At 62.0% G+C, this 24942-nt stretch carries 24 protein-coding genes; 14 read left to right on the forward strand and 10 right to left on the reverse strand.

The features are described 5' to 3' along the window. Nucleotides 1-317 precede the first annotated feature (317 nt). From Q8O80_RS03385 to Q8O80_RS03425, 9 genes are all read left to right on the forward strand, one after another. Complete coding sequence (locus Q8O80_RS03385) at nucleotides 318-2873, forward strand: acyl-CoA dehydrogenase (protein WP_305576926.1); 2556 nt, start codon at nucleotides 318-320, stop codon at nucleotides 2871-2873. Between the two features lie 156 nt (nucleotides 2874-3029). Further along, complete coding sequence (locus Q8O80_RS03390; protein WP_305576928.1) at nucleotides 3030-4991, forward strand: 3-hydroxyacyl-CoA dehydrogenase NAD-binding domain-containing protein; 1962 nt, start codon at nucleotides 3030-3032, stop codon at nucleotides 4989-4991. Nucleotides 4992-5109: 118 nt separating this feature from the next. Next, nucleotides 5110-6393: an acetyl-CoA C-acetyltransferase gene (locus tag Q8O80_RS03395; RefSeq protein ID WP_305576930.1), complete on the forward strand. Its 1284-nt coding sequence runs from the start codon at nucleotides 5110-5112 to the stop codon at nucleotides 6391-6393. Then, nucleotides 6390-6551: a hypothetical protein gene (locus tag Q8O80_RS03400; protein ID WP_305576932.1), complete on the forward strand. Its 162-nt coding sequence runs from the start codon at nucleotides 6390-6392 to the stop codon at nucleotides 6549-6551. Before Q8O80_RS03395 ends, Q8O80_RS03400 begins: the two co-directional genes overlap by 4 nt. 253 nt (nucleotides 6552-6804) lie before the next feature. Then, the gene (locus Q8O80_RS03405; protein ID WP_305576934.1) at nucleotides 6805-8421 is read left to right on the forward strand and encodes a peptide ABC transporter substrate-binding protein; all 1617 of its coding nucleotides are present in this window, start codon (nucleotides 6805-6807) and stop codon (nucleotides 8419-8421) included. A 106-nt stretch (nucleotides 8422-8527) separates the two neighbouring features. Further along, nucleotides 8528-9451 carry an ABC transporter permease gene (locus Q8O80_RS03410; protein ID WP_305576936.1) on the forward strand — a complete coding sequence of 308 codons (924 nt, stop codon included), beginning with the start codon at nucleotides 8528-8530 and terminating at the stop codon, nucleotides 9449-9451. Then, nucleotides 9451-10371: an ABC transporter permease gene (locus tag Q8O80_RS03415; protein ID WP_305576938.1), complete on the forward strand. Its 921-nt coding sequence runs from the start codon at nucleotides 9451-9453 to the stop codon at nucleotides 10369-10371. Before Q8O80_RS03410 ends, Q8O80_RS03415 begins: the two co-directional genes overlap by 1 nt. A 2-nt stretch (nucleotides 10372-10373) precedes the next feature. Beyond that, nucleotides 10374-11357: an ABC transporter ATP-binding protein gene (locus Q8O80_RS03420; protein WP_305576940.1), complete on the forward strand. Its 984-nt coding sequence runs from the start codon at nucleotides 10374-10376 to the stop codon at nucleotides 11355-11357. Further along, a complete protein-coding gene (locus Q8O80_RS03425) occupies nucleotides 11354-12373 on the forward strand; it encodes an ABC transporter ATP-binding protein (protein ID WP_371136084.1) in 1020 nt (339 codons plus the stop codon). Before Q8O80_RS03420 ends, Q8O80_RS03425 begins: the two co-directional genes overlap by 4 nt. Here Q8O80_RS03425 and Q8O80_RS03430 read toward each other — a convergent pair. Together Q8O80_RS03430 and Q8O80_RS03435 are read right to left on the reverse strand one after the other, a co-directional pair. Then, nucleotides 12370-12870 (reverse strand): HIT family protein, encoded by a 501-nt coding sequence (locus Q8O80_RS03430; protein ID WP_305576973.1) that lies wholly within the window; start codon nucleotides 12868-12870, stop codon nucleotides 12370-12372. The genes Q8O80_RS03425 and Q8O80_RS03430 overlap by 4 nt on opposite strands. Beyond that, a complete protein-coding gene (locus Q8O80_RS03435) occupies nucleotides 12867-13373 on the reverse strand; it encodes a PleD family two-component system response regulator (RefSeq protein WP_305576942.1) in 507 nt (168 codons plus the stop codon). Before Q8O80_RS03435 ends, Q8O80_RS03430 begins: the two co-directional genes overlap by 4 nt. Nucleotides 13374-13582: 209 nt before the next feature. Between Q8O80_RS03435 and ykgO the strand changes: the two genes are divergently transcribed. Further along, nucleotides 13583-13708 carry a type B 50S ribosomal protein L36 gene (ykgO, locus tag Q8O80_RS03440; RefSeq protein WP_046105532.1) on the forward strand — a complete coding sequence of 42 codons (126 nt, stop codon included), beginning with the start codon at nucleotides 13583-13585 and terminating at the stop codon, nucleotides 13706-13708. Nucleotides 13709-13987: 279 nt separating this feature from the next. Further along, nucleotides 13988-14386, forward strand: coding sequence for an SRPBCC domain-containing protein (locus Q8O80_RS03445; protein WP_305576955.1), 399 nt, complete (start codon nucleotides 13988-13990; stop codon nucleotides 14384-14386). 69 nt (nucleotides 14387-14455) lie between these two features. On the opposite strand, the gene pyk is transcribed toward Q8O80_RS03445, so the two are convergent. Beyond that, nucleotides 14456-15892, reverse strand: a complete 1437-nt coding sequence (pyk, locus tag Q8O80_RS03450; protein WP_305576957.1) for a pyruvate kinase — start codon at nucleotides 15890-15892, stop codon at nucleotides 14456-14458. Beyond that, entirely contained in the window at nucleotides 15889-16497 is a 609-nt protein-coding gene (locus Q8O80_RS03455; RefSeq protein ID WP_371136085.1) for a DUF1036 domain-containing protein, read from the reverse strand. Before Q8O80_RS03455 ends, pyk begins: the two co-directional genes overlap by 4 nt. Nucleotides 16498-16626: 129 nt before the next feature. On the opposite strand from Q8O80_RS03455, the gene Q8O80_RS03460 reads away from it, so the two are divergent. Continuing rightward, nucleotides 16627-16887, forward strand: coding sequence for a DUF2312 domain-containing protein (locus Q8O80_RS03460; protein ID WP_137153141.1), 261 nt, complete (start codon nucleotides 16627-16629; stop codon nucleotides 16885-16887). A 64-nt stretch (nucleotides 16888-16951) separates the two neighbouring features. Here the strand turns inward: Q8O80_RS03460 and Q8O80_RS03465 are convergent, their stop codons facing one another. Next, nucleotides 16952-17179 (reverse strand): hypothetical protein, encoded by a 228-nt coding sequence (locus tag Q8O80_RS03465; protein WP_305576961.1) that lies wholly within the window; start codon nucleotides 17177-17179, stop codon nucleotides 16952-16954. Nucleotides 17180-17299: 120 nt separating this feature from the next. Further along, nucleotides 17300-17845 carry a dihydrofolate reductase family protein gene (locus Q8O80_RS03470; RefSeq protein WP_305576963.1) on the reverse strand — a complete coding sequence of 182 codons (546 nt, stop codon included), beginning with the start codon at nucleotides 17843-17845 and terminating at the stop codon, nucleotides 17300-17302. Nucleotides 17846-17972: 127 nt separating this feature from the next. On the opposite strand from Q8O80_RS03470, the gene Q8O80_RS03475 reads away from it, so the two are divergent. Beyond that, nucleotides 17973-18455, forward strand: coding sequence for a helix-turn-helix domain-containing protein (locus Q8O80_RS03475; RefSeq protein WP_305576965.1), 483 nt, complete (start codon nucleotides 17973-17975; stop codon nucleotides 18453-18455). A gap of 143 nt (nucleotides 18456-18598) precedes the next feature. Here the strand turns inward: Q8O80_RS03475 and dxs are convergent, their stop codons facing one another. From dxs to Q8O80_RS03490, 3 genes are all read right to left on the reverse strand, one after another. Next, complete coding sequence (gene dxs, locus Q8O80_RS03480) at nucleotides 18599-20506, reverse strand: 1-deoxy-D-xylulose-5-phosphate synthase (protein ID WP_305576974.1); 1908 nt, start codon at nucleotides 20504-20506, stop codon at nucleotides 18599-18601. Between the two features lie 161 nt (nucleotides 20507-20667). Beyond that, nucleotides 20668-22320: a DUF882 domain-containing protein gene (locus Q8O80_RS03485; RefSeq protein WP_371136086.1), complete on the reverse strand. Its 1653-nt coding sequence runs from the start codon at nucleotides 22318-22320 to the stop codon at nucleotides 20668-20670. Nucleotides 22321-22510: 190 nt separating this feature from the next. Continuing rightward, a complete protein-coding gene (locus Q8O80_RS03490; protein ID WP_305576967.1) occupies nucleotides 22511-24205 on the reverse strand; it encodes a murein L,D-transpeptidase in 1695 nt (564 codons plus the stop codon). A gap of 337 nt (nucleotides 24206-24542) precedes the next feature. Here Q8O80_RS03490 and Q8O80_RS03495 point away from each other — a divergent pair, with 337 nt between their 5' ends. Beyond that, on the forward strand, nucleotides 24543-24773 hold the full coding sequence (locus Q8O80_RS03495) for a hypothetical protein (protein WP_305576969.1): 231 nt from the start codon (nucleotides 24543-24545) through the stop codon (nucleotides 24771-24773). Nucleotides 24774-24838: 65 nt separating this feature from the next. On the opposite strand, the gene Q8O80_RS03500 is transcribed toward Q8O80_RS03495, so the two are convergent. Next, the coding region (locus Q8O80_RS03500; RefSeq protein WP_305576978.1) for a helix-turn-helix domain-containing protein at nucleotides 24839-24942 on the reverse strand (104 nt) is incomplete at its 5' end.

Consider the following 24942-nt stretch of genomic DNA (forward strand, 5'->3'; position numbering starts at 1 on the left):
GGCTTTGCGCCTTGCTGCAATGAATATCCCACGGCTTTACGTTAGCGTCAAACAACTGTCCGAGGTTTTGGACAGGCGCCAGGGCGGCGTGCGGTGAAAAGGCGTGTACCCCGGGGCGTTGACCTGGACAGCCGTTAACGGCGATTGGTTGACGTATACGTCAAGCATGCTAGACTGACCCTCAACAATGAGAGCATGCCGCGCTATGATCCCTGGCGCGACGTGCCTGTAACAGCGGAACGATTCGGCGAGCAGGCTGACGTTTCGGGATTGAGTTGCGTGGTGCCGTGCGCCAGCAACGCCTTGGAGGGCATGCCGTGACCATTGCGCTGATCTTGATTGCACTTATAGCCTTTGCCGTATTGGCGCTGCGCGAATCCTCGCTGCGCGACTGGGGTGTGGTGGCGTTGGTCATCGGCATCCTGTCGCGGTTCGGCATCGATGATGGCGGCCTTGTCATGGCGACGGGCGTGATCGGCTGGGTGCTGGCGCTGTTGCCGGGGGTGATCCTGGTGCTGCTCAGCATTGCGACCATTCGCAAGCCGCTGCTGACGACCCCGATCTATGGGGCGGTCAAGTCCATCCTGCCGCGCGTCAGCCGTACCGAACAGGAAGCGCTCGATGCTGGCACCGTGGGTTGGGATGCGGAGCTGTTTTCCGGACGCCCGGACTGGACCAAGCTGAATGCGATCCGGCCGCTGACCCTTACGGCGGACGAACAAGCCTTCCTTGATGGCCCGACCGAAGATGTCTGCGCCATGATCGACGATTGGGACACCCGCAATAACCGCGCCGATCTGAGCCCCGAAGTCTGGCAGTTCTTCAAGGACAAGGGCTTTTTGGGCATGCTGATCGGCAAGGAGCATGGCGGGCTGGGCTTCGGCGCTCAGGCGCAGTCGATGGTGGTGTCCAAGATCTCCAGCCGCTCGGTGGCCGCTGGTATTACCGTGATGGTGCCCAACTCGCTCGGACCGGGCGAGTTGCTGGAAAAATACGGCACGCCGGCGCAGAAGGAAAAATATCTCGGTCGTCTGGCCAAGGGGCTGGAAGTGCCGTGTTTTGCGCTGACTGGCGTGCATTCAGGTTCGGACGCGGGCGGCATGCGCGATATCGGCGTGGTCACCAGGGGCAAGTATCAGGGCAAGGATGTGCTCGGCGTCAAGCTGAGCTGGGACAAGCGCTACATCACGCTGGCGCCGATCGCCACGTTGGTGGGGCTGGCTTTCATTCTCAAGGACCCCGACAACCATCTCGGACGCGGCGAAGATATCGGCATCACGCTCGCATTGGTGCCACATGACCATCCGGGTGTCGAAATCGGACGCCGGCATTTCCCGGCGCGGCAGGCGTTTATGAACGGGCCGGTGCGCGGCACCGATGTGTTCATTCCGATGGAATTTCTGATCGGTGGTACCGATTATGCGGGGCAGGGCTGGCGCATGCTGATGGAGTGCCTGTCGACCGGGCGGGCTATCTCGCTGCCGGCCATTGGCACGACATCGATCAAGCAGGCGCTGCGCGTCACCTCGGCCTATGCCAGGGTGCGGCGGCAGTTCGGCATTCCGGTGGGCCTGATGGAAGGCGTGGCCGAGCCGCTCGGCGAGATGGTCAAGCGCGCCTACACCTATGAGGCCTCGCGCCGCCTGACCGCCTCGATGGTGGATGAAGGCCAGCGCCCGGCGGTGATTTCGGCGCTGCTGAAATATCGCACGACTGAAGCGATGCGCGACAGCGTGGATGACAGTTTTGACATCCATGGCGGCCGCGCCATTCAGGACGGGCCTGGCAACTATCTGTTCGGCGGCTATATGGCCACCCCGGTGGCGATCACCGTGGAAGGCGCCAATATCCTGACACGGACGCTGATGACCTTTGCCCAGGGCGTGCTGCGGGCACATCCTTTCCTCTACAAGGAAATCGAAGCGGCCCAGAACAAGGACAAGAAGGCGGGCCTGGATCAGTTCGATGCGGCCTTTGGCGGGCATACCAAGTTCATGCTGCGCAATATCGTGGCCAGCTTCGTGTTTGGCGTCAGCAATGGCGCGTTCGCCTCGACGCCGGTCGATACGGAAATGGCCGGCTGGTACCGCAAGCTGCACCGCTATGCGCAGGCCTTCGCCCTGACCGCAGACTGGACTACGGTCATCCTGGGCGGTCAGCTCAAGCGCAAGCAGAAACTGAGTGGCCGCATGGCCGACATTCTGGGCGATCTCTATCTGATGTCGGCGACATTGCGCCGGTTTGAGGATGAAGGGCGCATTGCCGAGGACAAGCCGCTGGTCGACGCGATCATGGCGGACCGGATCGCGGCAATGGAACATACCTTTGGCGAAGTGTTCGCCAATTTCCCCAATGGCATAGCCGCCAATGCCATGCGCTTTTTGTGCTTCCCGCTGGGACGGCATGCCAGGCCGGCCAGCGATCGGGTCAATTATCGCTTCGTGCGCGATGTGTTGCGCCCCGGCGCGTTCCGCGACCGGCTGACCACCGGCCTGTACGTGTCGATGGATGCCGATGACGTGACCGGTGTTCTGGAGGATGCGCTGATCAAGGTGTCCGAGGCCGAGGAGATCGAGGCCAGATTCATCAAGGCGGCGCGCAAGGGCGTGATCGAGCGGCGGCTGGATCGCGATGCGATTGACGATGCGGTGGCTGCGGGCGTGCTGAACGGCAATGAAGCGGGCATTATGCGGGCCGCAGATGAAGCCACAAACCGGGTGGTCGAGGTGGACGACTTTGCGCAGGACGAACTGGCGATAGAGCCCAAGAAGGCGGTGGCCAAGCCCAAACGTGAGACGGTCGCGCCCAAGCGCAAGCCGACCGCAGCAAAGAGTGCGGCAGCGACGGCAAAGGCCAAAGCAACCGCAAAATGATCTTGAGCGTTGGCCATCGATAACCCGTCGATTTGGGGATGGAAGATAATGGGCGCTGCAGCGAACATATCGGGTGCAGCGCCTGGTTAGCCCACACAATGGGTGCCGCCCGGCACCGGGTGGGTGAGGCGCAAGCCCGAAATTCGAGGAGACACAATGATCCAGCCGCAGATGCCCGAGAGCACAAACTGGCGCTTTGAAATTGACGTGGAGGGCCTGGGCTGGCTGACAATCGACACGCCCAATTCGCCGGTCAATACGCTGAGCCGGCTGGCCATTGAAGAACTGGAACTTCTGGTGATCCGGTTCGAGGAGCTGGCCAAGAGCGGCGACCTGGTCGGGGTGATCCTGCTCAGCGGCAAGGATAGCGGGTTTATCGCTGGCGCCGATGTCAGCGAGTTCGATGCGATGAGCGACTTCTCGGTTCTGCCGGGGGCGCTGCAACGCACGCATGCACTGTTCAGCCGCATCGAAGCGCTGAAAGTTCCTATGGTGGCGGGCATTCACGGCTTCTGCCTGGGCGGCGGGCTGGAGCTGGCGCTCGCCTGCCACTACCGCGTGGCGGTGAATAACGACAAGACCCGAATTGGCTTCCCCGAGGTCAATCTGGGCATCTTCCCCGGCTTTGGCGGCACGGGTCGCTCGATCCGCCAGGCCGGACCGGTCGATGCCATGGGAATCATGCTGGCGGGCCGCCTGCTCAAGGCCGGCGCGGCGCGCGGGATGAACCTGGTCGACAAGCTGGTGCGTCATCGCGACAATCTGCGCTGGGAAGCCCGCAAGGCCGTGCTGCAGAAGCGCGGCTCGACCCAGGCGGGCCTGCTCAAACGGGTGATGGCGATGGGGCCGCTGCGCGGCTATGTAGCCAACAAGATGCGCGCGCAGGTGGCCAAGAAGGCGCGCCAGGAACACTATCCGGCGCCCTATGCGCTGATCGATCTGTTCGAAGAGCACGGCAATAACTGGCAGGCGATGAGCCATGGTGAAATCGACCGCTTCGTGCCGCTGATGGGCAGCGATACCGCAACCAATCTGCGCCGGGTGTTCTTTGCCTCCGAGGCCCTCAAGAAGCAGGGCAGCAAGGGCGTCAAGTTTTCCCGGGTGCATGTGATTGGCGCGGGCGTGATGGGCGGCGACATCGCGGCCTGGTGCGCGCTGCGCGGCATGAGCGTGACGCTGCAGGATCTGGATATGGCGCGGATCCAGCCGGCGCTGGATCGCGGCAAGAAGCTGTTCAAGAAACGGCTGAAGAAAAAGCGCGAGGTGGACGCGGCCATGCTGCGGCTGGAGGCCGACCCCGAGGGCAAGGGCGTCAGCCGCGCCGATGTGATCATCGAGGCGGTAGTGGAGAAACTCGACGTCAAGCAGTCCATCTTTGGCGAGCTCGAATTCAAGGCCAAGCCCGACGCCATTCTGGCGACCAATACCAGTTCGATCGAACTTGAGCGCATTGCCGAAAAGCTCAAGCAGCCGGAGCGACTGATCGGGCTGCACTTCTTCAACCCGGTGGCACAGCTGCCGCTGGTGGAAGTGATCCGCTCCAGTTTCAATGCCGATGCCGAGATCGGCAAGGGCGCCGCCTTTGCGCTGGCCATCGGCAAGTCGCCCGTGGTGGTCAAATCGGCGCCGGGCTTTCTCGTGAACCGGGTGTTGATGCCCTATATGCTGGGCGCGGTGGAACGGGTGGAGCGCGGTGAGAGCAAGGAATTGCTCGACGCCGCTGCCGTGGCGTTCGGCATGCCGATGGGTCCGATCGAGCTGATGGATACGGTCGGGCTCGATGTGGGCAAGTCGGTGGCGACCGAACTGGGGCATGCGGTGCCCGAAGGCAGCAATTTCGACACGCTGGTCAAGGCCGGCAAGCTGGGGCGCAAGAGCGGCGAAGGCTTTTACAAATGGAGCGAGGGCAAGGCGCAAAAGGGCGACGTGCCCGCGCATGCTGACCTCGCAGCCCTGGGCCGCGACCTGGTCAAGCCGCTGGTCGACATGACCGAAGTGGCGCTGGCCGAGGGCGTGGTCGCCAATGCGGGGCTGGCCGATATCGGAGTCATCATGGGTACAGGCTTTGCGCCGTTCCTCGGCGGACCGCTCAAGGCAAGACAGGATGGCAAGGCATGATCATTCGAGAGCCCCGATATTCGGGCCAAACGCCGCCCTCCCTGACCCTCCCCGCAAGGGGGAGGGTGTCGACTGCACCATCGCGCGCAACATTGATCCAGACTGGCGAGGATGCCAAATGACTGAACTTCGCAGAGTGGCCATTGTCGGGTCGACACGCCTGCCGTTTGCGCGCGGCAATACCGCCTATGCTGACGAAACCAACCTTTCCATGCTCGGCACCGTGCTGGGCGGGCTGGTCGACAAATTTGGCCTCAAAGGCACCAAGATCGACGAGGTGGTGGCCGGTTCGGTGATCGCCCATAGCCGCGATTTCAATATTGCGCGCGAAGCGAGCCTGGATGCCGGGCTGTCGCCGCGCACGCCGGCCACGACACTGCAGATTGCCTGTGGCACGAGCCTGCAGGCGGCGCTGATGCTGGGCGCCAAGATTGCCAGCGGCGAGATCGACAGCGGCATTGCCGCCGGGTCGGACACGGTGAGCGACAGTCCTATCGTGTTTGGCAACAAGTTCCAGCACCGCATGATCAATCTGGGCAAGGCGCGGACCACCGGCGACAAGTTCAGGGCGTTCAAGGGATTTTCCTTTGGTGAATTGACGCCGGTGGCGCCCTCGGTCAATGAGCCGCGCACGGGTCTCAGCATGGGGCAGCATTGCGAACTGATGGCCAGGGAATGGGGCATCACCAGGCAGGCGCAGGACGCGCTGGCGGTGGCCAGCCATGTCAATGCGGCCAAGGCCTATGACGAAGGCTTCCATGACGATCTGCTGGTGCCCTGCGCCGGGCTGGTCCGCGACAACAATGTGCGCGCCGACGCCAATATCGAGAAGATGGCGACGCTCAAGCCGGCTTTCGACAAATCCAGTGGCAAGGGCACGCTGACGGCGGGCAATTCGACGCCACTGACCGATGGCGCGTCGGCGGTGCTGCTGGCCAGCGAAGCATGGGCCAGGGAGCGCGGCCTGCCGATTCTGGCCTATCTCAGCATGGGCCGGGTGGCCGGCAATGATTTCGCGCATGGCGAGGGACTGCTGATGGCGCCGACCATTGCAGTCAGCGAACTGCTGACGCGGGCCGGGCTGGGCTTTGACGATATCGACTATTTCGAACTGCATGAGGCCTTCGCCGCGCAGGTGCTGTGCACGCTGGCAGCCTGGAATGACCCTGCCTACTGCAAGGATGTGCTGGGCCGCGACAGCGTGCTGGGGCCGATCGATCCGGCCAAGATCAATGTGAAGGGCTCCAGCCTGGCCTATGGGCATCCGTTCGCGGCGACCGGGGCGCGCATTCTGGGGCTGACAGCCAAATTGCTGGCCGCCGAGCCAGGCAAGCGCGCACTGATTTCCGTGTGCACGGCGGGTGGGCAAGGCGTGACCGCTCTGGTAGAGGGCGCGGCATGAGCGATAATGTTGTCAAATTCCGCAAGATCGAAAAAGAGCCCGAGCCCAAGCCGCCGCGCCAGGAACTGGTATTGCCCGGCTGGGTACCGTTCGCGGTGCTGATCGGGCTGGCGCTGCTGATCTATGGCGTGCAGCAATCGGGTTTGCTGGCCGGCTAGACGCGTTTTCCACAGATCGTGAACCGCCCGCAGAGGCGTTGCCGCATTGCCCGGCACGGCAATGCTTGCCACTGCACGCCCCTGTTGACGCATAGGTCAATCTTTTGCTTGTCAGTAGGCGGAATTGCGTAATACCGTCCATTAATCTTGCCCGGCCGGCTCCAAGCTCCGGCCACAAGCCAAATAAATCCGCGGCGCCATGATCGCGGAAACAATGATGTTTTCAGGAAGTCCGCAAGGAGATGGAACGCGCATGAAAATCACTCAAACCCTGACAGCGGTCGCAACCGCCGGCGCCATGGCGCTGCTGATGAGCACGGCCGCTTCGGCCGTCACGCTCAACATGATGAACGGCTCCGAGCCTGGTTCGATCGATCCGCACCAGGCATCGGGCGACTGGGAAAACCGCATCATCGGCGACTATATCGAAGGCCTGATGACGGAAGACGCCGATGCGCAGGCCATTCCCGGCCAGGCCGAGAGCCATACCGTTTCCGACGATGGCCTGGTCTATACCTTCAAGCTGCGTGATGGCATCCAGTGGTCGGACGGCACCCCGGTGACTGCCGGCGATTTCGTCTTCGCCTTCCAGCGCCTGTTCGACCCCAAGACCGCTTCGGACTATGCCTATCTGCAGTTTCCGATCAAGAACGGTTCGGAAATCGCCGAAGGCACCGTGACCGATTTCGACGAACTGGGCGTCAAGGCACTCGACGACAAGACCGTCGAAATCACCCTCGAAGGCCCCACGCCGTTCTTCCTGCAGGCGCTGACCCACTACACGGCCTATCCCGTGCCCAAGCATGTGATCGACAAGGTCGGCACCGAGTGGACCAAGGTCGAGAACATCGTTTCGAACGGCCCCTACACACCTACTGAATGGCTTCCGGGCAGCTACATCAAGTCGGTGAAATCCGAGACCTACTGGGATGCCGCCAATGTCCAGATCGACGAGGTGAACTACTTCGTGCAGGAAGACCTGGCCGCCGCCCTGTCGCGTTATCGCGCCGGTGAATATGACATCCTGACCGACATTCCGTCGGACCAGGCCGAGTGGATCAAGACCAATCTGCCCGGCCAGGACTATTTTGCTCCGTTCCTGGGCATCTATTACTACGTGATCAACCAGGAGAAGCCGCCGTTTGACAATGCCGAGGTCCGCAAGGCGCTGTCGATGTCGATCAACCGCGACGTGATCGGTCCCGACGTGCTGGGTACCGGCGAACTGCCAGCCTATGGCTGGGTTCCCGAAGGCACGGCCAACTATGAAGGCGTGACCCCCTACCAGCCCGAATGGATCGGTCTTTCCTATGAAGAGCGCGTGGCAGAAGCCAAGGCGATCATGGAAGGGCTGGGCTATACTGCGGATTCGCCGTTGCCCGTACAGCTCAAGTACAACACCAATGACAACCATCAGCGGATCGCCGTGGCGATCAGCTCGATGTGGGAACAGATTGGCGTCAAGACCGAACTGTTCAACTCCGAAACCGCCGTGCACTACGACGCCCTGCGCGCCGGTGATTTCGAAATCGGTCGTGCCGGCTGGCTGCTGGACTATTCGGACCCGTCCAACACGCTAGATCTGCTGCGCACCGGCATCATGCAGGACGGCGCGATGAACTGGGGCAATAATTACGGCCGCTACGCGAACGAAGAGTTCGACGCGCTGATGGATCAGGCCACCACCGAGCAGGACCTCGTGGCACGCGCCGCGATGCTCGGCGAGGCTGAAAAGATCGCGATGGATGAAACCGCCGCGTTCCCGATCTACTGGTACATCGCCCAGAACGTGGTGTCCCCCGAGATCAGCGGCTTCGTCAGCAACGCATCGGACATTCACCGGACGCGTTGGCTCTCCAAGGCCGAGTAGCCGCCGAAACCGTGTGGCGTCGCCCCCAGGAGGGGCGGCGCCGCAGTTTTATCCACCAGGCCCTCTGACCTGAGGGCGCGGTGGATGTGAAAGGTCCAAAAAATCCATGTTTGGCTATGTGACGCGGCGTGTGCTGTCAGCGATTCCGGTAGCGTTGATTGCCGTTACTGCCTGTTTCTTCATTCTGCGGCTGGCGCCCGGCGGTCCCTTCGACGGTGAACGCGCGCTGCCCCCGACAACGCTGGCCAATTTGCGGGCGCACTACAATCTCGACCTGCCGCTGATCCAGCAATATTTCATCTATGTCAGCCGTCTGCTGCAGGGCGATTTTGGCCCCTCCATGGTGTACAATGACTTCACCGTCGCCCAGATGCTGTGGATCGGGCTGCCCTTCACGCTGACGCTGGGCCTGTCGGCCTTCGTCATCGGTACGCTGGTGGGGCTCGTGGCCGGCGCGCTGTCGGCCGTCAACCAGAACAAGTGGCCGGACTATCTGCTGGTCATGATCGTGGTGATCGGGCTGGTGGTGCCCAACTTCCTGATGGCTGCCATCCTGCAACTGGTTTTCGGTGTCTATCTCAACTGGGTGCCAGCAGGGGGGTGGCAGAGCGGCTCGATTCCCCATCTGGTGCTGCCAATCACCGTGCTGGTGCTGCCCCATGCGGGACGGACGGCACGACTGATGCGCGGCTCGATGATCGAAGTGCTGAGCACCAATTATGTGCGCACCGCCAAATCCAAGGGTCTCGGCCAGCGGTTGATCCTGGCGCGCCACGCCATCAAGCCGGCGCTGTTGCCGGTGGTGTCCTATCTCGGCCCGGGCCTGTCCTACCTGCTCACCGGCTCGCTGGTGGTGGAGCAGATCTTTGCGCTGCCCGGCATTGGCCGCTACTTCATCAGCGCCGCACTGAACCGCGACTATGGCCTCGTGCTGGGAACAACCATTTTGTACATGTTCGTTATCCTGGCGGTGAACCTATTGGTCGACATTCTCTATGCCTGGCTCGACCCTAAGGTGAGGTACAGCTGATGGCCGGGATTACTGGCAAGGACGCGGTACTCACCGAGTATGCGCACAGGCTCGAAACGCTCGACGCGCCCAAGGGTCGGTCGCTGACCCAGGATGCCGTACGGCGCCTGGTCCGCAACAAGGCCGCGGTACTATCGGTCTTCGTGGTCGGCTTCATCATCATCTTCGCGTTTGCCGGGCCATATTTCCTGCCCTGGACCTATGACAAGATCGACTGGAGCGGCATCCGCAAGCCGCCCAATTTCGAGGCCGGGCACTATGCCGGCACCGACCAGAATGGCCGCGACATGCTGGCCCGCATCATGCAGGGCACGCAGATGAGCCTGATCGTGGCGGGCGTCGCGACGCTGGTCTCGGTGATCATCGGGGTGATCTATGGCGCCGTTGCCGGCTATTTCGGTGGCAGGGTCGATGCGGTGATGATGCGCTTCGTCGACATCATGTATGCGCTGCCCTACATTCTGTTCGTCATTATTCTCGTGGTGATCTTCGGGCGCAATCCGGTGCTGCTGTTTGTCGGCATCGGCTTTCTCGAATGGCTGACCATGGCGCGGATCGTGCGCGGGCAGACCATGTCGATCAAGCAGCGCGAGTTTGTCGAGGCGGCCAAGGCGGGCGGGGCCAAGCCCTGGACCATCATCTTCCGCCATATCGTGCCCAACCTCACCGGTCCGGTTGTGATCTATGCCACGCTGACCGTGCCCGAGATCATCCTGACCGAGAGCTTCCTCTCCTATCTTGGCCTGGGCGTGCAGGAGCCGCAGACATCATTGGGTACGCTGATCTCGTTCGGCGCGCCCGTGGCCGAGACGCTGCCCTGGATGCTGATCGGGCCGGCAGTGGTTCTGGTGAGCCTGCTGCTCTGCCTCACCTATATCGGCGACGGGTTGCGCGACGCCCTCGACCCCAAGGATCGATAGATATGACAGAAGTCCTCAAAGTCGAAGACATGTCGGTGACCTTCGAGCTGCATGACAGCGAGGTGCAGGCCGTGCGCGAGATGAATTTCAGTCTGTCCGAAGGCGAGACGCTGGCGGTGGTGGGTGAGTCGGGTTCAGGCAAGAGCCAGGCGTTTCTCGCCATTATGGGCCTGCTGGCCAAAAATGGCCGGGCTGGTGGCCGGGTCATGATGGGTGACGTGGATTTGCTGGCCCTGGATTCGAGGCAGCTCGACAGGTATCGCGGCAAGGATATCGCCATGATCTTCCAGGACCCGATGACCTCGCTGAACCCGACGCTCAAGGTCAAGACCCAGCTCAGCGAAGTGTTGGTCAAGCATCGCGGCTTCAACCAGCAGGATGCTGTCACTACCTCGATCGAGATGCTCGAGCGGGTGGGTATTCCCGAACCCGTCAAGCGCGCCAATGCCTATCCGCACGAACTCTCGGGTGGCATGCGGCAGCGCGTGATGATCGCCATGGCCCTGCTGTGCCAGCCCAAGATCCTGATTGCCGACGAGCCCACCACGGCGCTGGACGTGACGGTGCAGGCGCAAATGCTGGACCTTTTCAAGTCGCTGACCGAGGATTTCGGCACCTCGCTGGTGCTGATTACCCATGATCTGGGTGTGGTCGCCGGCGTGGCCGACCGGATGATGGTGATGTATGGCGGGCGAGTGGTGGAGAAGGGGGTAACCGACGACCTGTTCTACGATCCGCGCCACCCCTACACGCTGGGCCTGCTGCATTCGACGCCCCATATTGCCAAGCGCGCGGTGCGGCTCGACCCCATTCAGGGCCTGCCGCCGAGCCTGGAAAACCTGCCCAAGGGCTGCGCGTTTCACCCACGCTGCGCCTTTGCGTTTGATCGTTGTCTGGTCGAGCGACCGCCGTTGCGCGATGTCGGTGATGGCCGGCAGAAGGCGTGCTTTTATGAAGGCCCGCTGGCTTATGGCGAGGTGGCATGATGGCCCACACCACCACCCTGCTCGAAATCAAGGATCTGAAAAAGACCTTCTCGATCGCCACGGGGCTGTTTGCGCGCCCGCTGACGTTGACGGCACTGGAAGACATCAACTTCACCATCCGGCAAGGCGAGACCCTGGGTATTGTGGGTGAAAGCGGCTGTGGCAAGTCCACGCTGGGCCGCTGCATCCTGCAATTGCTGACGCCCGATGAGGGCCAGGTGCTGTGGCTGGGTCAGGATCTGACCAAGCTGCCGGCGGAAGAAATGCGCCAGCGCCGGCAGGATTTGCAGATCATCTTTCAGGATCCGCTCGCCTCGCTCAATCCGCGCATGACAGTGGGCGAGATCATCGCTGACCCGCTGCGTACGCTGCGCCCGGAACTCAACAAGACCGAGCGTCGGGCCCGGGTGCTCAAGACCATGGAATCGGTAGGGCTGCTGCCCGAGATGATCAATCGCTATCCGCACGAATTTTCGGGCGGACAGGCGCAGCGCATCGGCATTGCCCGGGCGCTGATCACCGAGCCCAAGCTGATCGTCTGCGATGAGCCGGTTTCGGCGCTGGACGTGTCAATCCAGGCGCAGATCCTCAATCTGCTGGCCGAGCTCAAGGATGAGTTCGGGCTGACGCTGATCTTCATCTCGCATAATCTGAGCGTGGTGCGGCATGTGTCAGACCGCATTCTGGTGCTGTATCTGGGGCGGATCGTCGAGCTGGCGAGCGGCGACGAGATCTATGAGGACCCCAAGCATCCCTATACGCGAGCGTTGCTGACGGCGGTTCCGATCCCCGATCCCAAGCTGGCGCGGTTGCGCAATATTGATGCGCTGAAGGGCGAAATTCCCTCGCCGATCAACCCGCCTTCGGGTTGTACCTTCCGCACGCGGTGCCGTTTTGCCAAGCCCTATTGCGCCGAAAAGCGCCCGCCGCTGGAGATCATCGAGAATGGCCGGCTGGTGGCGTGCCATCGCTGGCGCGAAATCGATGTGCCGGCAGAAGCCGTGCTGAACGGCTAGTCGGTCAGACCGTCATAGGCTGCCGCGATCCTCGCGGCGGCTTTTGCCATTTCAACCTCTGAAAACTCCAGCACGCCGTGTTCGGCCATCAGCGCGTGATATTGCTGCTGTTCGTATGGGACGCCCTTGGGCAGGGGTACAACGTGCCAATGCAGATGGCTGTTGCCCAACTGGCTGCCCAATGAGAGCACATAGATGCGTTCGGCATTGTAGACCCGCTTGAGCACACGGGAGAGGCGGTGGACCACCGTCTGCAGGGCCAGATACTGGACGGGCGAAAGGTCCTCTGCGAGGTCCTCACAGTGGCGCTTGGGGCAGACCAGCGCATAGCCGGGCTGGGTGGGGTATTTGCTGAGAAAGACGATGGTCTCGTCATCCTGGGCGATCAGATGATGGGCATAGTCAGGATTGCCGGCAATCATCTCGCAGATGAAACAAGGGCCGCGCTGGGCGCGCTCGGCATAGGCCCGCAGATCGAAAGCCCGGCGGTTCATCAGCTGGCTTCGGCTAGACCGTCAGCGCTCCGCCGCGCCTTTTTGCCGACGCTTACTGTCTTGCGGCGGCGGTCGGGGCCGACAAATTCGGCCGATTCGATGAAGCTGCGCGGGTGGGCCGTGATGTTATCCAGCCGAGTCAGCAGATGATTGGCCGCAAATGGCTTGCGCAGGAACTCGGTAATGCCGGCATCGCGGGCGTCGGCTATGCGCTTGGCATCGGGTGCGGCACTCATCATGATGACGGGAATCAGCCGATTGCGGCAGTCGCTATTGGCGCGCAGCTTGCGGGTAAAGGCCACGCCGTCCAGGCCGACAAGGGCGTCATCGATGATCAGCAGGTCAAAGCCGCGGTGGTTCAGCTCGAACATGGCCTTGCTGGCATCACAGACTTCGCGAATGTCCTTGCGACCGAGACTGCGCAGCATGACGGCGACCAGCGCTGCCATATGGGCCGACGCATCAGCGACAAGAACGCCCCGCTTGGTGATTTCCTCGTTGGCCATGGTGATCCCACATAATAGCGTGACTGGAGCATAGCTTAGCTTTGCCTATGAGCCGTTAATGGGGCTATGGGTATGCCGGCTTGGCTTTTCACGACATTTGGGTGAAAACTCCGGCCATGCCGCGTTGACAGGGGGGGGCATTTTCCCTATGTATCCCCCAAGTTTCCGGGCGCCAAGGCGCCCCTTTTGTTTGACCAAGGAATCGTCCGATGAAGATCCGCAACTCGCTGAAGGCGCTGATGACTCGCCACCGCGCGAACAAGCTCGTCCGCCGTCGCGGTCGGGTTTATATCATCAACAAGGTAGACAAGCGTTTCAAAGCCCGCCAGGGCTGAGCTTGGCTCGACTGCTGTTTGAATAACAGGGCCCGCGCAAGCGGGCCTTGTTGTTTTTGTCTGCTGCCCGGGCGCGCAGAGAGCGGGCAGCAAGGTCAAGGTGGCCTGGGGGGGCGATGCTGACCTCCCACCGCGACTACTGGCGAATGGTACTGATCCCGTGCGCACTCGCCTTTGGCGCAGAACTATTTGTTAAGCAATTTATTAACTGAATTTCCACGGCGCGAACCATTCTGGTTTTGGTGGCTGTAAGTTCCAGCGTCAATTTGAGGTTGTGACATGCTGCAGGCCCGGACCCTGACCGTCCTGATCAAACGACCAATCGAGGAGGTGTATGCCTTCGTGGTTGATCCGGCCAATCTGGCGCGCTGGACGATGAGCGGTCCTGGCCGTCCGGAGCCTGAGCAAGGACCGCTGATCTGGTCGTTCGGCCATCCGCAAGGCCGTGCCATGGTGCAAGTTACCCCACCGAACCCGTTCTTCGTGCTCGACTATACGGTGCGGGTGGGGGTTCAGGTGATGCGCGCGGCCAGTGTCAGGTTGATCCGCAATGGCAATGGCACGGTGCTGACCCACACCTCGGTGCAGCAGCCGCTGGTCTCGGATGCGGTCTTCGCCTCGGAAGAAGAGTGGCTGCAGGCTGACCTGATGGTGCTCAAGACCCTGATGGAGCGCTAATCTGCCAGCACCCGGACAAAGAAAAGCCCGCGACACTGCGCGGGCTTTCCTGTTGGATACAGGGGGCGATCAGCTGGAGCCAGCGCCGTCCTGACGGACGAAGGCGATGCGCAGCATATTGGTGGCGCCGGGCGTGCCCAGCGGGATGCCGGCGGTGATGGCGATCCGGTCGCCGGGGCGGGCAAAGCCTTCCTGATAGGAAATCACGCAAGCGCGGTCGACCATGTCTTCGAGATTGACCGCATCTTCGGTCTGCACGCAGTGCACACCCCAGACCACCGACATGCGGCGAATGGTGCGCATATTGGGTGACAGCACGATGATGGGCTTGGACGGCCGTTCGCGGGCAGCACGGATGCCGGTGGAGCCCGAAGCGGTATAGGTGACGATGGCGGCCAGATCGAGCGTCTCGGCCACCTGGCGGGTGGCTGCCGAGATGGCGTCGGCCGCAGTGGCTTCCGGCTCGGTGTGGGCGGCGCGAATGATGTTGCGATAATTGAGATCGCCTTCGACGGCAATGGCCACCTTGTTCATGGTGGCGACAGCCTCAACCGGGTACATGCCGGAAGCCGATTCGGCCGACAGCATCATGGCATCGGCGCCTTCGAATACCGCAATCGACACGTCCGAGACTTCGGCGCGGGTGGGGACAGGCGCGGTGATCATCGATTCCAGCATCTGGGTGGCCACGACCACCGGCTTGCCGTAGCGGCGGGCCATGCGGATCATGCGCTTCTGCAGGCCGGGAACCTGCTCAAGCGGCAATTCGACGCCCAGATCGCCACGCGCCACCATAATGGCATCGCTCAGCTTGATGATCTCTTCGAGGCGCTCAATGGCCTGCGGCTTTTCAATCTTGGCCATGACGCCGGCGCGACCCTGAACAATCTTGCGCACGTCGATGATGTCTTCGGGGCGCTGTACGAAGGACAGCGCAATCCAGTCGGCATCAGCGGCCAGACCGGCCAGCAGATCGGCATGGTCCTTTTCGGTCAGGGCGCCGGTCGGCAGCAGGGTATCGGGGAGCGAAACGCCCTTCTTGTCGCTCAGCTTGCCGCCATAGACCACTTCGGTCTCTATGGCGCCATTGCCCACCTTGGTGGCCTTGAGTGACAGCTTGCCGTCATCGATCAGCAAGCGATCACCCACTGAAACGCTCTCGATAATTTCGGGATGTGGCAGGAACACGCGCTCGGCAGTACCGGGTGTTTCATTGCTGTCGAGGGTGAATTTCTGTCCGGCGAGCAGTTCGACGGCGCCGTCGGCAAACTTCCAGACGCGCAGCTTGGGGCCCTGCAGATCGACCAGAACGCCCAAGGGGTGGTTCAGCCGCTTCTCGACATTGCGGATGCGCTCGACCGTGGTGCGGAGCACCTCATGGCTGGCATGGCTCATATTGATGCGGAACACGTCTGCGCCGGCCTTGGCCAGTTCCTCGATCATCTTTTCCTCGTGGCTGGCTGGCCCGAGGGTGGCGACGATCTTTGCGCGTCTCATGCGTCTCATTGCGTGTCCGTTTCTTGTAGCGTTATGTCGTCCTGCGGTGCGTCCACATCGTCGGGATCGACAAGGAAAGTTGGATCTTCAAGGTCTTCGCTGCCGTCGGGGCCGACGACGGCAGGGCCGGCGGCGGTCTCGGTCAGCTGCAGCGTCCAGTCGGAACGGTTCTGGGTATCGATTTCGAAGAAACCGGTGCGCTCATAACCACGGGCAAGGCAATCCTCAACCCCAAATATGGTGAAGGTTTCGTCGCGCGTACACATGAATACCGATCCGTCCCAAGCCCCGCCGGCCACATCATCTGCTGCAAAGATGTAAAAGAAGCGACGCTGCAGTTCGCCTTGAAACAGGACGCGGCAATCGCCCGGAGGCGCCTGCCACCAGCCTTCGCTCATCCAGCCGCGCTCAGCGCGATAGCCAAGGGCCACTGAAACAAGATTGGCAGTCTCATTGCAGATGCGCAGGTCGGCCCTGGCCGGCGTTGCAAAGAACGCCAAGCTGGCAAGCGTTGCGCCGATCAGAGTCGTGCCGAGACGAGTGGTTTGCAAAAGCGAGCCGGAAATCATCGGGAAAACGTGCCTTCTTTGAGCCCATGGTGATGGATTGGTCAATGGCTAATGACCCGTTTTGGCGGAATTGCGGGCATGTGCTGATGTCATGATGGGGATTGGGTCACAAAGGGGTTGAACCGGGGGTGAGTCTGAGGTTCAAGCAGCGCTTGAAACAACGAGGTAAGACCCATGGCTGAAGACAGCGTTGCCCAGGACCAGCTCCGGGCGTTCATCGAGCGCATCGAGCGGATGGAAGAAGAGAAGGCAGCGATTGCCGCCGACATCAAGGAAATCTACGCTGAAGCCAAGGGCAACGGCTTTGATACCAAGATTCTGCGCAAGATCGTGGCCATTCGCAAACAGGACGCCAATGAGCGTATGGAGCAGGAAGCCCTGCTTGAGCTGTATATGAGTGCTCTGGGCATGGTGGCGGCGCCATCTGACGACTAAACCGCGGCACCGCTAGCGATTTGCATCCGCCCAGTTGTCCGAAAGGCTGCTGGGCGGTGCGCGTTCAGGCCAGGATATCGATGGTCGATTTCGTCATGCGGTCGGCGACAAGTATCACGGTGGCGGCAGCCTTGAAGTCGGTCTCTGCCATCATGACCTCAACCAGCTCGGTGGAAAGGTCGGTTTCGCTCGGGCCAGTGCCGAAACGGGCCACCCGACTGGCGCTGGCATCAAGGCGATCGGCGGCCCGATACATGCCGGCGGTGCCCGATGCGATGGCGGAAATACTCATGATACTGGCCTTGGCGGATAATCCGTGCAGCGCCTAGCTTAATGCCCGTAGCCTTGAGGTTTCCTTTAGCACGAAAGCTGCAATGCCGTTCAAAGGCGAGATAAGTCGGCGCGGGATGGATCAAGACGGAACGTAGGTTAACCTGATTGCGTGCTCGCCAATCCGATCATGTGCCACCAGGCGGAGCGGCGGGCGGGCGGCCGCGAAATATGGTTTGCCTCCGCCAAGCACTACGGGTTGGAGGTACAGCCGATACTCATCGATTAGACCAAGCTGGGTCAGACAGCCCGCCAGCTCCGGCCCGGCGACGTCAATCTCGCCGTCGTAGTCGGCCTTCAGCGCCTGAACGAATTCTCCCAGGTCGTTGTTCACCAGGGTGGCATTTGGGCCGACTGATTTCAGCGTATGAGATACAACCCATTTCGGCGTGGCGCGCCAGGCCGCCGCGAAGTCGTTCCCGATGTCGTCCTGTCCCGGCTGATCCACGTCCCAATAGCGCATCATCTCGTAGATGCGCCGACCGTACAGGCAGCCAACGACCCCGCGCACTTGGTCGTTGAAGTGGCGATGCAGTTCATCGTCCGGCATCGGCAGGTTTGGCCCGCCATCAGGGCCGGCTACATAGCCGTCGAGTGACTGCATCATTCCATAAACAAGCTTGGCCATGGGCTGTCTCCTGTCGACCGGGCGGCGATCCGGTCGGATCGCATTCATTTACGCCGTGCCCCATGTTAAAGGTCGATCGAGCCAGGAAACCACCTCTAAATTGCAACCAGTCTGACGGACGGATCCGATGAACCGGCGACGCTCAGGATGCCCAATAAACCTCACGCTGGAAACCTTTGGCGACCGCTGGAGCCTGATTGTCCTGCGCGACATCATGTTCGGCGGCCGCCCTCGCGGCTTTCGGTCTCTGCTTGCCGAGAACATCGAGGGCATCGCGTCCAATATTCTTGCGGACCGGCTGAAACGCCTGACCGGCAATGGGCTGCTCACGCGGGGCGATGATCCCGGTCACAAGCAGAAGATCATCTACGGCCTGACGGAAAAGGCGATTGATCTCGTCCCATTGCTGGCGGTCATGGGTAGCTGGGGGCTGCGCCACACACTCCCCTCGACAACGCTCGCCATACGGGCGCAGGTACTCGAAGATGGCGGCCCACAACTCTGGTCCGCGTTCATGGAGGAATTGCGGCATATCCACTTGGGCGCAGCGGCGCCCGAGATCTCTGCCCTCGCCAAGATGCAATCGGCTTATGCAGCGGCCATTGCGTAAGTGACGCTCATGACCGGGCGTGACCCCAAGCCTCGCAATTTGCACGCGATTTTGCTTGCCGTCCTGAGCCGCGTGTCGGTCCAGAACTTTCGCGGGTCGCGTGTTCGAACCGCAAAAGTGGAGCCAGTCTTGCCGAGAACGCCCTAACGGGCCTTGCCTAGGGCGGCGACCATGGCTGCTTCGTCATAGCCCAGCGTGCTCAGTGCGGTGGCGACAATGCCGGCGCGGTCGAGGCCGGCGTCGGCATACATGTCGGCCTGGCTGGCATGCTCGACAAAACGATCAGGGATCATCAGCGGGCGGAAGCGCAGCTTGCCGTCGAGCAGGCCATTGCTGGCCAGGAAAGTTGCGACGTGGCTGCCAAAGCCGCCAATCGAGCCTTCCTCGGCGGTCAGCAGTACATCGTGGGTGCTGGCCAACTGGGCAATCAGTTCTTCGTCGAGCGGCTTCATGAAGCGGGCGTCGGCAATGGTCGGGGTGAGGCCCAAAGCGGCCAGCTTGTCGGCAGCGGCGAGCACTTCGCCCAGGCGCGTGCCGTAGCTGAGAATGGCAATGGTGGCGCCCTGACGCACGATGCGACCCTTGCCGATGGGCAGTATCTGGCCGCGAGCGGGCAGGTCGACGCCCATGCCGTCGCCGCGCGGGTAGCGGAAGGCAATGGGGCCGTCGTCATAGGCGGCAGCGGTTGTCACCATATGGCGCAGTTCGGCCTCGTCGGCGGCGGCCATCTGCACGATGCCGGGGATGGCGCCGAGATAGGCGGCGTCGTAATTGCCGGCATGGGTGGGACCATCGGCGCCGACATAGCCGGCCCGATCAATGGCGAAGCGCACCGGCAGGTGCTGGATGGCCACGTCGTGGATGACCTGGTCATAGGCGCGCTGCAGGAAGGTCGAATAGATAGCGCAGAACGGGCGCATGCCCTCGCTGGCCATGCCGGCGGCGAATGTCACGGCGTGCTGCTCGGCAATGCCGACATCGAAAATGCGGCTGGGGTGGATTTCGGCAAATTTGTCCAGACCGGTGCCCGAGGGCATGGCGGCGGTGACGGCCACGATGCGCGGATCGCCATTGGCTTCCTGGATCAGCGTATCGGCGAAAACTGACGTATAGGACGGCGCATTGGAGGGCGTCTTGGTCTGTGCGCCCGTGATGACGTTGAACTTGGAGACGCCGTGATATTTGTCGTCCGAATCTTCGGCCGGGCCGTAGCCCTTGCCCTTTTTGGTGACGACATGCACCAGGATCGGGCCTTCGGCCGCGTCGCGCACATTGTCGAGAATGGGCAGCAAGTGATCGAGATTGTGCCCATCAATCGGGCCGACATAGTAAAAGCCGAGTTCTTCAAACAATGTGCCGCCGGTGAAGAAGGAGCGGGCAAATTCTTCGGTGCGGCGGGCCGGTTCGTGCAGGAACTGCGGCAGCTTGCTGACCACGGATTTGGCGGCCTCGCGGGCGCCGCGATAGACCGGGCTGGAGACCAGGCGCGCCAGATAGGCGCTCATGGCGCCGGTGGGCGGTGCGATCGACATGTCATTGTCATTCAGCACGACGATCAGCCTGGCATCCATGGCGCCGGCATTGTTCATCGCCTCATAGGCCATGCCGGCCGACATGGCGCCGTCGCCGATGACGGCGATGACATTGCGTGGCTTGTCCATCAGCGCACTGGCGACCGCCATGCCCAGACCGGCCGAGATCGAGGTGGAGGAGTGGCCGGCGCCAAACGGATCGTATTCGCTTTCGGCGCGACGGGTGAAGCCGGACAGACCATCCTTCTGGCGCAGGGTGCGAATGCGGTCGCGGCGTCCGGTCAGGATCTTGTGCGGATAGGCCTGATGGCCAACATCCCAGATGATCCGGTCATGGGGGGTGTCGAACACGGCATGCAAGGCCACGGTCAGTTCGACAACGCCCAGGCCGGCGCCCAAATGGCCACCGGTGACCGAGACGGCGTCGATCATCTCGGCGCGCAATTCATCGGATAATTGCCGCAAATCCTCGCGCGGCATGGCGCGCAAATCAACGGGTGAATTGACAGTATCGAGCATGGGTGTCGAGGGCTTGTCGGCCAAACGGGCAGTCCTTCGCCAAAACGGGCAGCATCACGCTTGTTTAGGCGCGCGGGCGGCGCTTTGCAACATTGGCGGGCAGGCTGCGCCAATTGGCGCAACGGCAACGCTGCAGGGGAAGCCAGCCTGGTCGCGACCGGTCAGTTGATGACGTTCGCCACCGGCTGGGCACCGACGAAGCGGGTGTGGGAAAGCCCTTCGGGGAAATCGCCGGCGCGCAGGACAGTGACGTAGCGGCCCATTTCGGTTGCGGGGCTGAAATCGGCCTCGTCGTGATCCCAGATTGCGGCGAAATATTCCGAACTCAGCGCCGTTGGGGCGATGAACACCTCGGCGACATGTTCAAGATCGGGCGCGATCAGTTCGGGATGGCGCATGGTGCTGGTGGTTGGCCGCTTGGCGATGTGGTCGGCGAGTGCCTGAGCCACTGGCTCGTCCTGACGCGCGGCGCCAAAGGTGCCGCGGAACAGATTGGTCAGGGCCCCGGTGACACCGCTGCCGCCGCCCAGCGAAGCTGTGCGCAGGGTGGTGACACCGGACAATGGCGGCAGTGTGGGCAGGCGGGTGGCGGGAATGGCAGCCGTGGTGGCCGGAGCGGTTTCGCGCTTGATGATCATTTCGAGCGCCCGCTGGGCGTTGGGGTCCTGCGGCATGGGCTGCAGATAGGCTGTCATCATGCTCGGCTCTTCGGTCGCGGTCATGTGCAGACGTGGCTGTGGCAATGGCGCCGTCAGGGCAGCGATTGCGGTTACGGCGTCGCTCGAGGGCAGGTTCGCGGCGGTTGCCATCAGCAGCGTCGGGGATTTGCGCATGGGCAAGGGCGCGCTGGCCGTGGTGGTCAATTCGGCTGCTTCGAGCGGGGCGCTGCCGGCAGTGGCAAAGGGCAGGGCGGGTGGCGCAGCAGGCGCAACCGCAGCACCCAAATTGGCTGAGCGCATTGCCGGGATCGGTGCGGATTTTGGCGTGGTTGCCTGGGGCGTGAGCGAGGCCATCTGTACCGGCGCCGCCTGGACTGCTGCGGGCTGGCTGTTATTGCCACCAAACAGCATGTCGACCAGCGTGCGACCGCTGCCGCCGCTATCAGCGATCTGGGTGCCCGAGGAACGGCCATCGCAGGGATAGGCGTGGCACTTTTTCCATTCGGCCATGGCGGTCTGGTAGCCCTGCTGCGACAGCGGCTTGCCATCGGAGGGCAGGTGCATGGTCTTGCCGTCGGGGAAAATATCCTTGAGCTGGGCGCGGGTCATACGTGGCCAGGCACGCACAGAGCCGGTATCGAGATGTACGAACGGGCTGCCCGAAGTGGGGTAGTAGCCGACGCCGCCAACCTGTTTCTTCATGGCAATGGCGCGCAGCTTGGCCAGCGGCACGCCGGGGATGAAGAAATCCATGGCATTGCCCTTGGTGTGCTGACTGTTCTCAGCAACGCCAGAGGATTTGGAGCGCAGCATGTTGTTGGTGGCGGGCGAGCGATAGGCCGAGACGACGTTGATGGGCTGGCTGGCACCAACCGCCTGATAGACATCCCAGATCAGATCGAACAGGCGCGGGTCCATCTTGGTGGGCTCGTTGCGACGCCAGTCGCGCAGGAAATAGTTGAGCTCATTGAGACCAGACTGGACGAATTGTCCGTTGCGCTTGAAGACGATGCGCGCGGTCTCTTTGGTGTGGGTGTAATGCAGGTAGATGGCACGCTCGGACGCTGCCGCCGCAGGCACAACGGCCTGTGGCATGATGAGGGTAAGGCTGATCAGGGCAGCGAGAAAAATCCGCCCGATACGATAGTGTTGCAAGTAGGAAGCCCCCGTCACGCTAAACTCTGTCCGGTATGCCAGTCTATCGTCGCAAATTAGCGTAAAATCCCATGGATTTGATTAACGCCAGCCCGCTGTCAGCAGATCCTAATCCCGCTCACGCCGATGTTATTACGATCAAAACCCGGCACAACCAAGGCGAAATTGTAAACGCAGGGTTAAGACCGGCTTACGGAGAAATGGTGCCGTCACCGGCTTCGGCGACGATTTCAGGCATGGGCGCCGGCGTCGCCAGACCCATGGCCGCGATCAGCGCGGCATTGTGACCATAGATGTCACTGAAGGACCGCAGGGTGCCGTCAGGTGCCACGCGAACCGTGAAATAGGCAAGATGCACGGGAATCTGGTGCTCGGGGTTCACCCAGCGCTCGGCACTGCCAAACATGTCCTCCAGCGAGCCGCGGCTGATTTTGGTTTCGTTGGCCAGCAAGGCCCCGGCAAACTCCAGCGGGTTCTGCACGCGGACGCAGCCATGGCTGAGGGCCCGGGAGTCGCGGGAGAACAGCGATTTGGACGGGGTGTCGTGCAGGTAGACGTCGTGCTTGTTGGGAAACAGGAACTTGATCTGGCCCAGGGCATTGCTGGTACCGGGGCGCTGACGCACCCGGAACGGGAAATTGCTGGCGCTGACCTGGTTCCAATCCACTGACCATGGGCTGATCGGGCTGCCCTGGTAGAGCAGATCGTAATTGTGGCTGTCGATGTAGCCGGGATTGTTCAGCACAGCCGGGGCAATCTCGGCTTTGACGATCGAGCTGGGCACATTCCAGTAGGGATTGACCACGATGTGGCGAATGCTGTCGGAAAACACCGGCGTCTGGTTCCTGACGGTGCCAACCACGACCCGGGTGGTGTATTCCTCCTGGTTGTCGCGATTGATCGATAGCCGGTATTCGGGAATGTTGACCAGCACGTTGAACGCGCCCAGATCACGCGGCATCCAGCGCCAGCGCTCCATATTGGCGAGAATATCGGCCTTGGTCAGCGCCGCGCCGCCATTGAGTTCGCGCAGCGTAGCCGGCCCCATGACACCGTCGACGGCCAGATTGCGGGCCTGCTGAAAGGCCTTGACGGCTGCGACGACGCTGTCGTCATAGAGCGTGTCCTGGGTCGTGGCGAGTTCGAAGCGTTGGCGCAGCACCGGGACGCGTGCGTCCTTCATGCCGGGGCGCAATGTGATGCCGGCGTCAATCTGCACGGGGCGGGCGGCCTGGGTCTCGTCAAAACTTGCCAAGGCCGCCTTGAGCGCGAGAAATTCGGGGTGGGTCGGCTCCAGCGCTGTCAGCACCGTGACCGGATCAGGGCTGGTCGCCAGTTGCACCAGCAGGGCGCCCTCGTCGAGCCGCTTGGGCGCGACATCGAAGGTCTTGCTGATCGAGCCGGGCACGATGCGACCGGTATAGATATGGGTGGCGTAGCGCATGGTGGCGCGTGAGAATGCCGTCTCCAGTGCTGCCATTTTGGCGGGGTCGTTGCCCACAGCGGAAACGTCGAGTTCGGGCGTCAGATAGTCCTGCGGGCGCAGGCCCTCGCTGGCCGCGGCTGCGAACAAGGTGCGGATCTTTTCGGCCGGGGCCGAGAAAGCCACCTGTCCCGTGGCGGTTTCATCCAGCCAGATGGGCTCGAAATGGCGGGCGCCATAGAAGAAATACAGCTTCTGCGCTTCGGCATAAGCCGCGCTGTCTTTTCTGGCGCCGTAATAGGCAGCAGAAAGCCCCTGCTTGATGATCTGGGCCAGCGGCGTCTGGGGCGGGGCGATGAAGATGGGGCCGGCCGCATTGCTCGCCACATCCTGCGCCAGGGCGGGCATAAGACTGACGGAGCTCGCGAGAGCGGCAATCAGGGTGACCAGAAACTTGTTCATTCGGGCTCCAGCACGGCGGCGTCTTGATCGATGCATCACCCGCATTCCATCGCGGAATCGGCAGGCATATCGTTAAAAATCATTAGCCAGAAATCCTTAACAGGAACAATTGCTCGCAGCTTTGTGAGTGGGATTTGTGTTCCCTTTGTCACGGCAGCAGGGACCTGAGAACACCGCCTCGCTGCCTCATGGCCAAAGCGGGCGGGCGATCCAGCGGTTTGGCGCCAGTGTGCCGATCAGGCAAGAAATATCACGCCGTGGCCTTTGACTTGGCAAAGTGTAATGCGGGTACTGTCGGGCCCTGCTAGAGCAATGGCTTTTTGCAGGAGCCTCGCCCATGACCAGTTACCGGATTGTCGATTGCCGGGCGGGCGACAGCGCAGGGCAGGAGATCACCATCGCCAGCGCCGCCTCACCCGAGGATGCGGCGCACAAGGCGATCGGCGAGACGCTGGTGCGCAGCGGCCGCAAAAGCGATTTGCGGGTTCGCGTCTACTACCAGTACAGCGGGCAGACGCTATCGATGGTGCGGCTCTACGCCAAGGCGATTGACCGGGAACAGCTCTGACCGGCCAGATCCTGTCGATGGAGCAACCAACCAGGTCTGTCCGGGCCGACCAGATCACACCAGTGCTACGCCGCGTCGCTGAGCAGGTCTTCGGCCAGGCCGTATTCGTGCAGTTTGCGGTAGAGGGTGGAGCGGCCGATCTTGAGGGCGCGGGCGACACGTGACATGC

This window comes from Devosia sp. (assembly GCF_030689745.1).
Classification (GTDB): domain Bacteria; phylum Pseudomonadota; class Alphaproteobacteria; order Rhizobiales; family Devosiaceae; genus Devosia; species Devosia alba.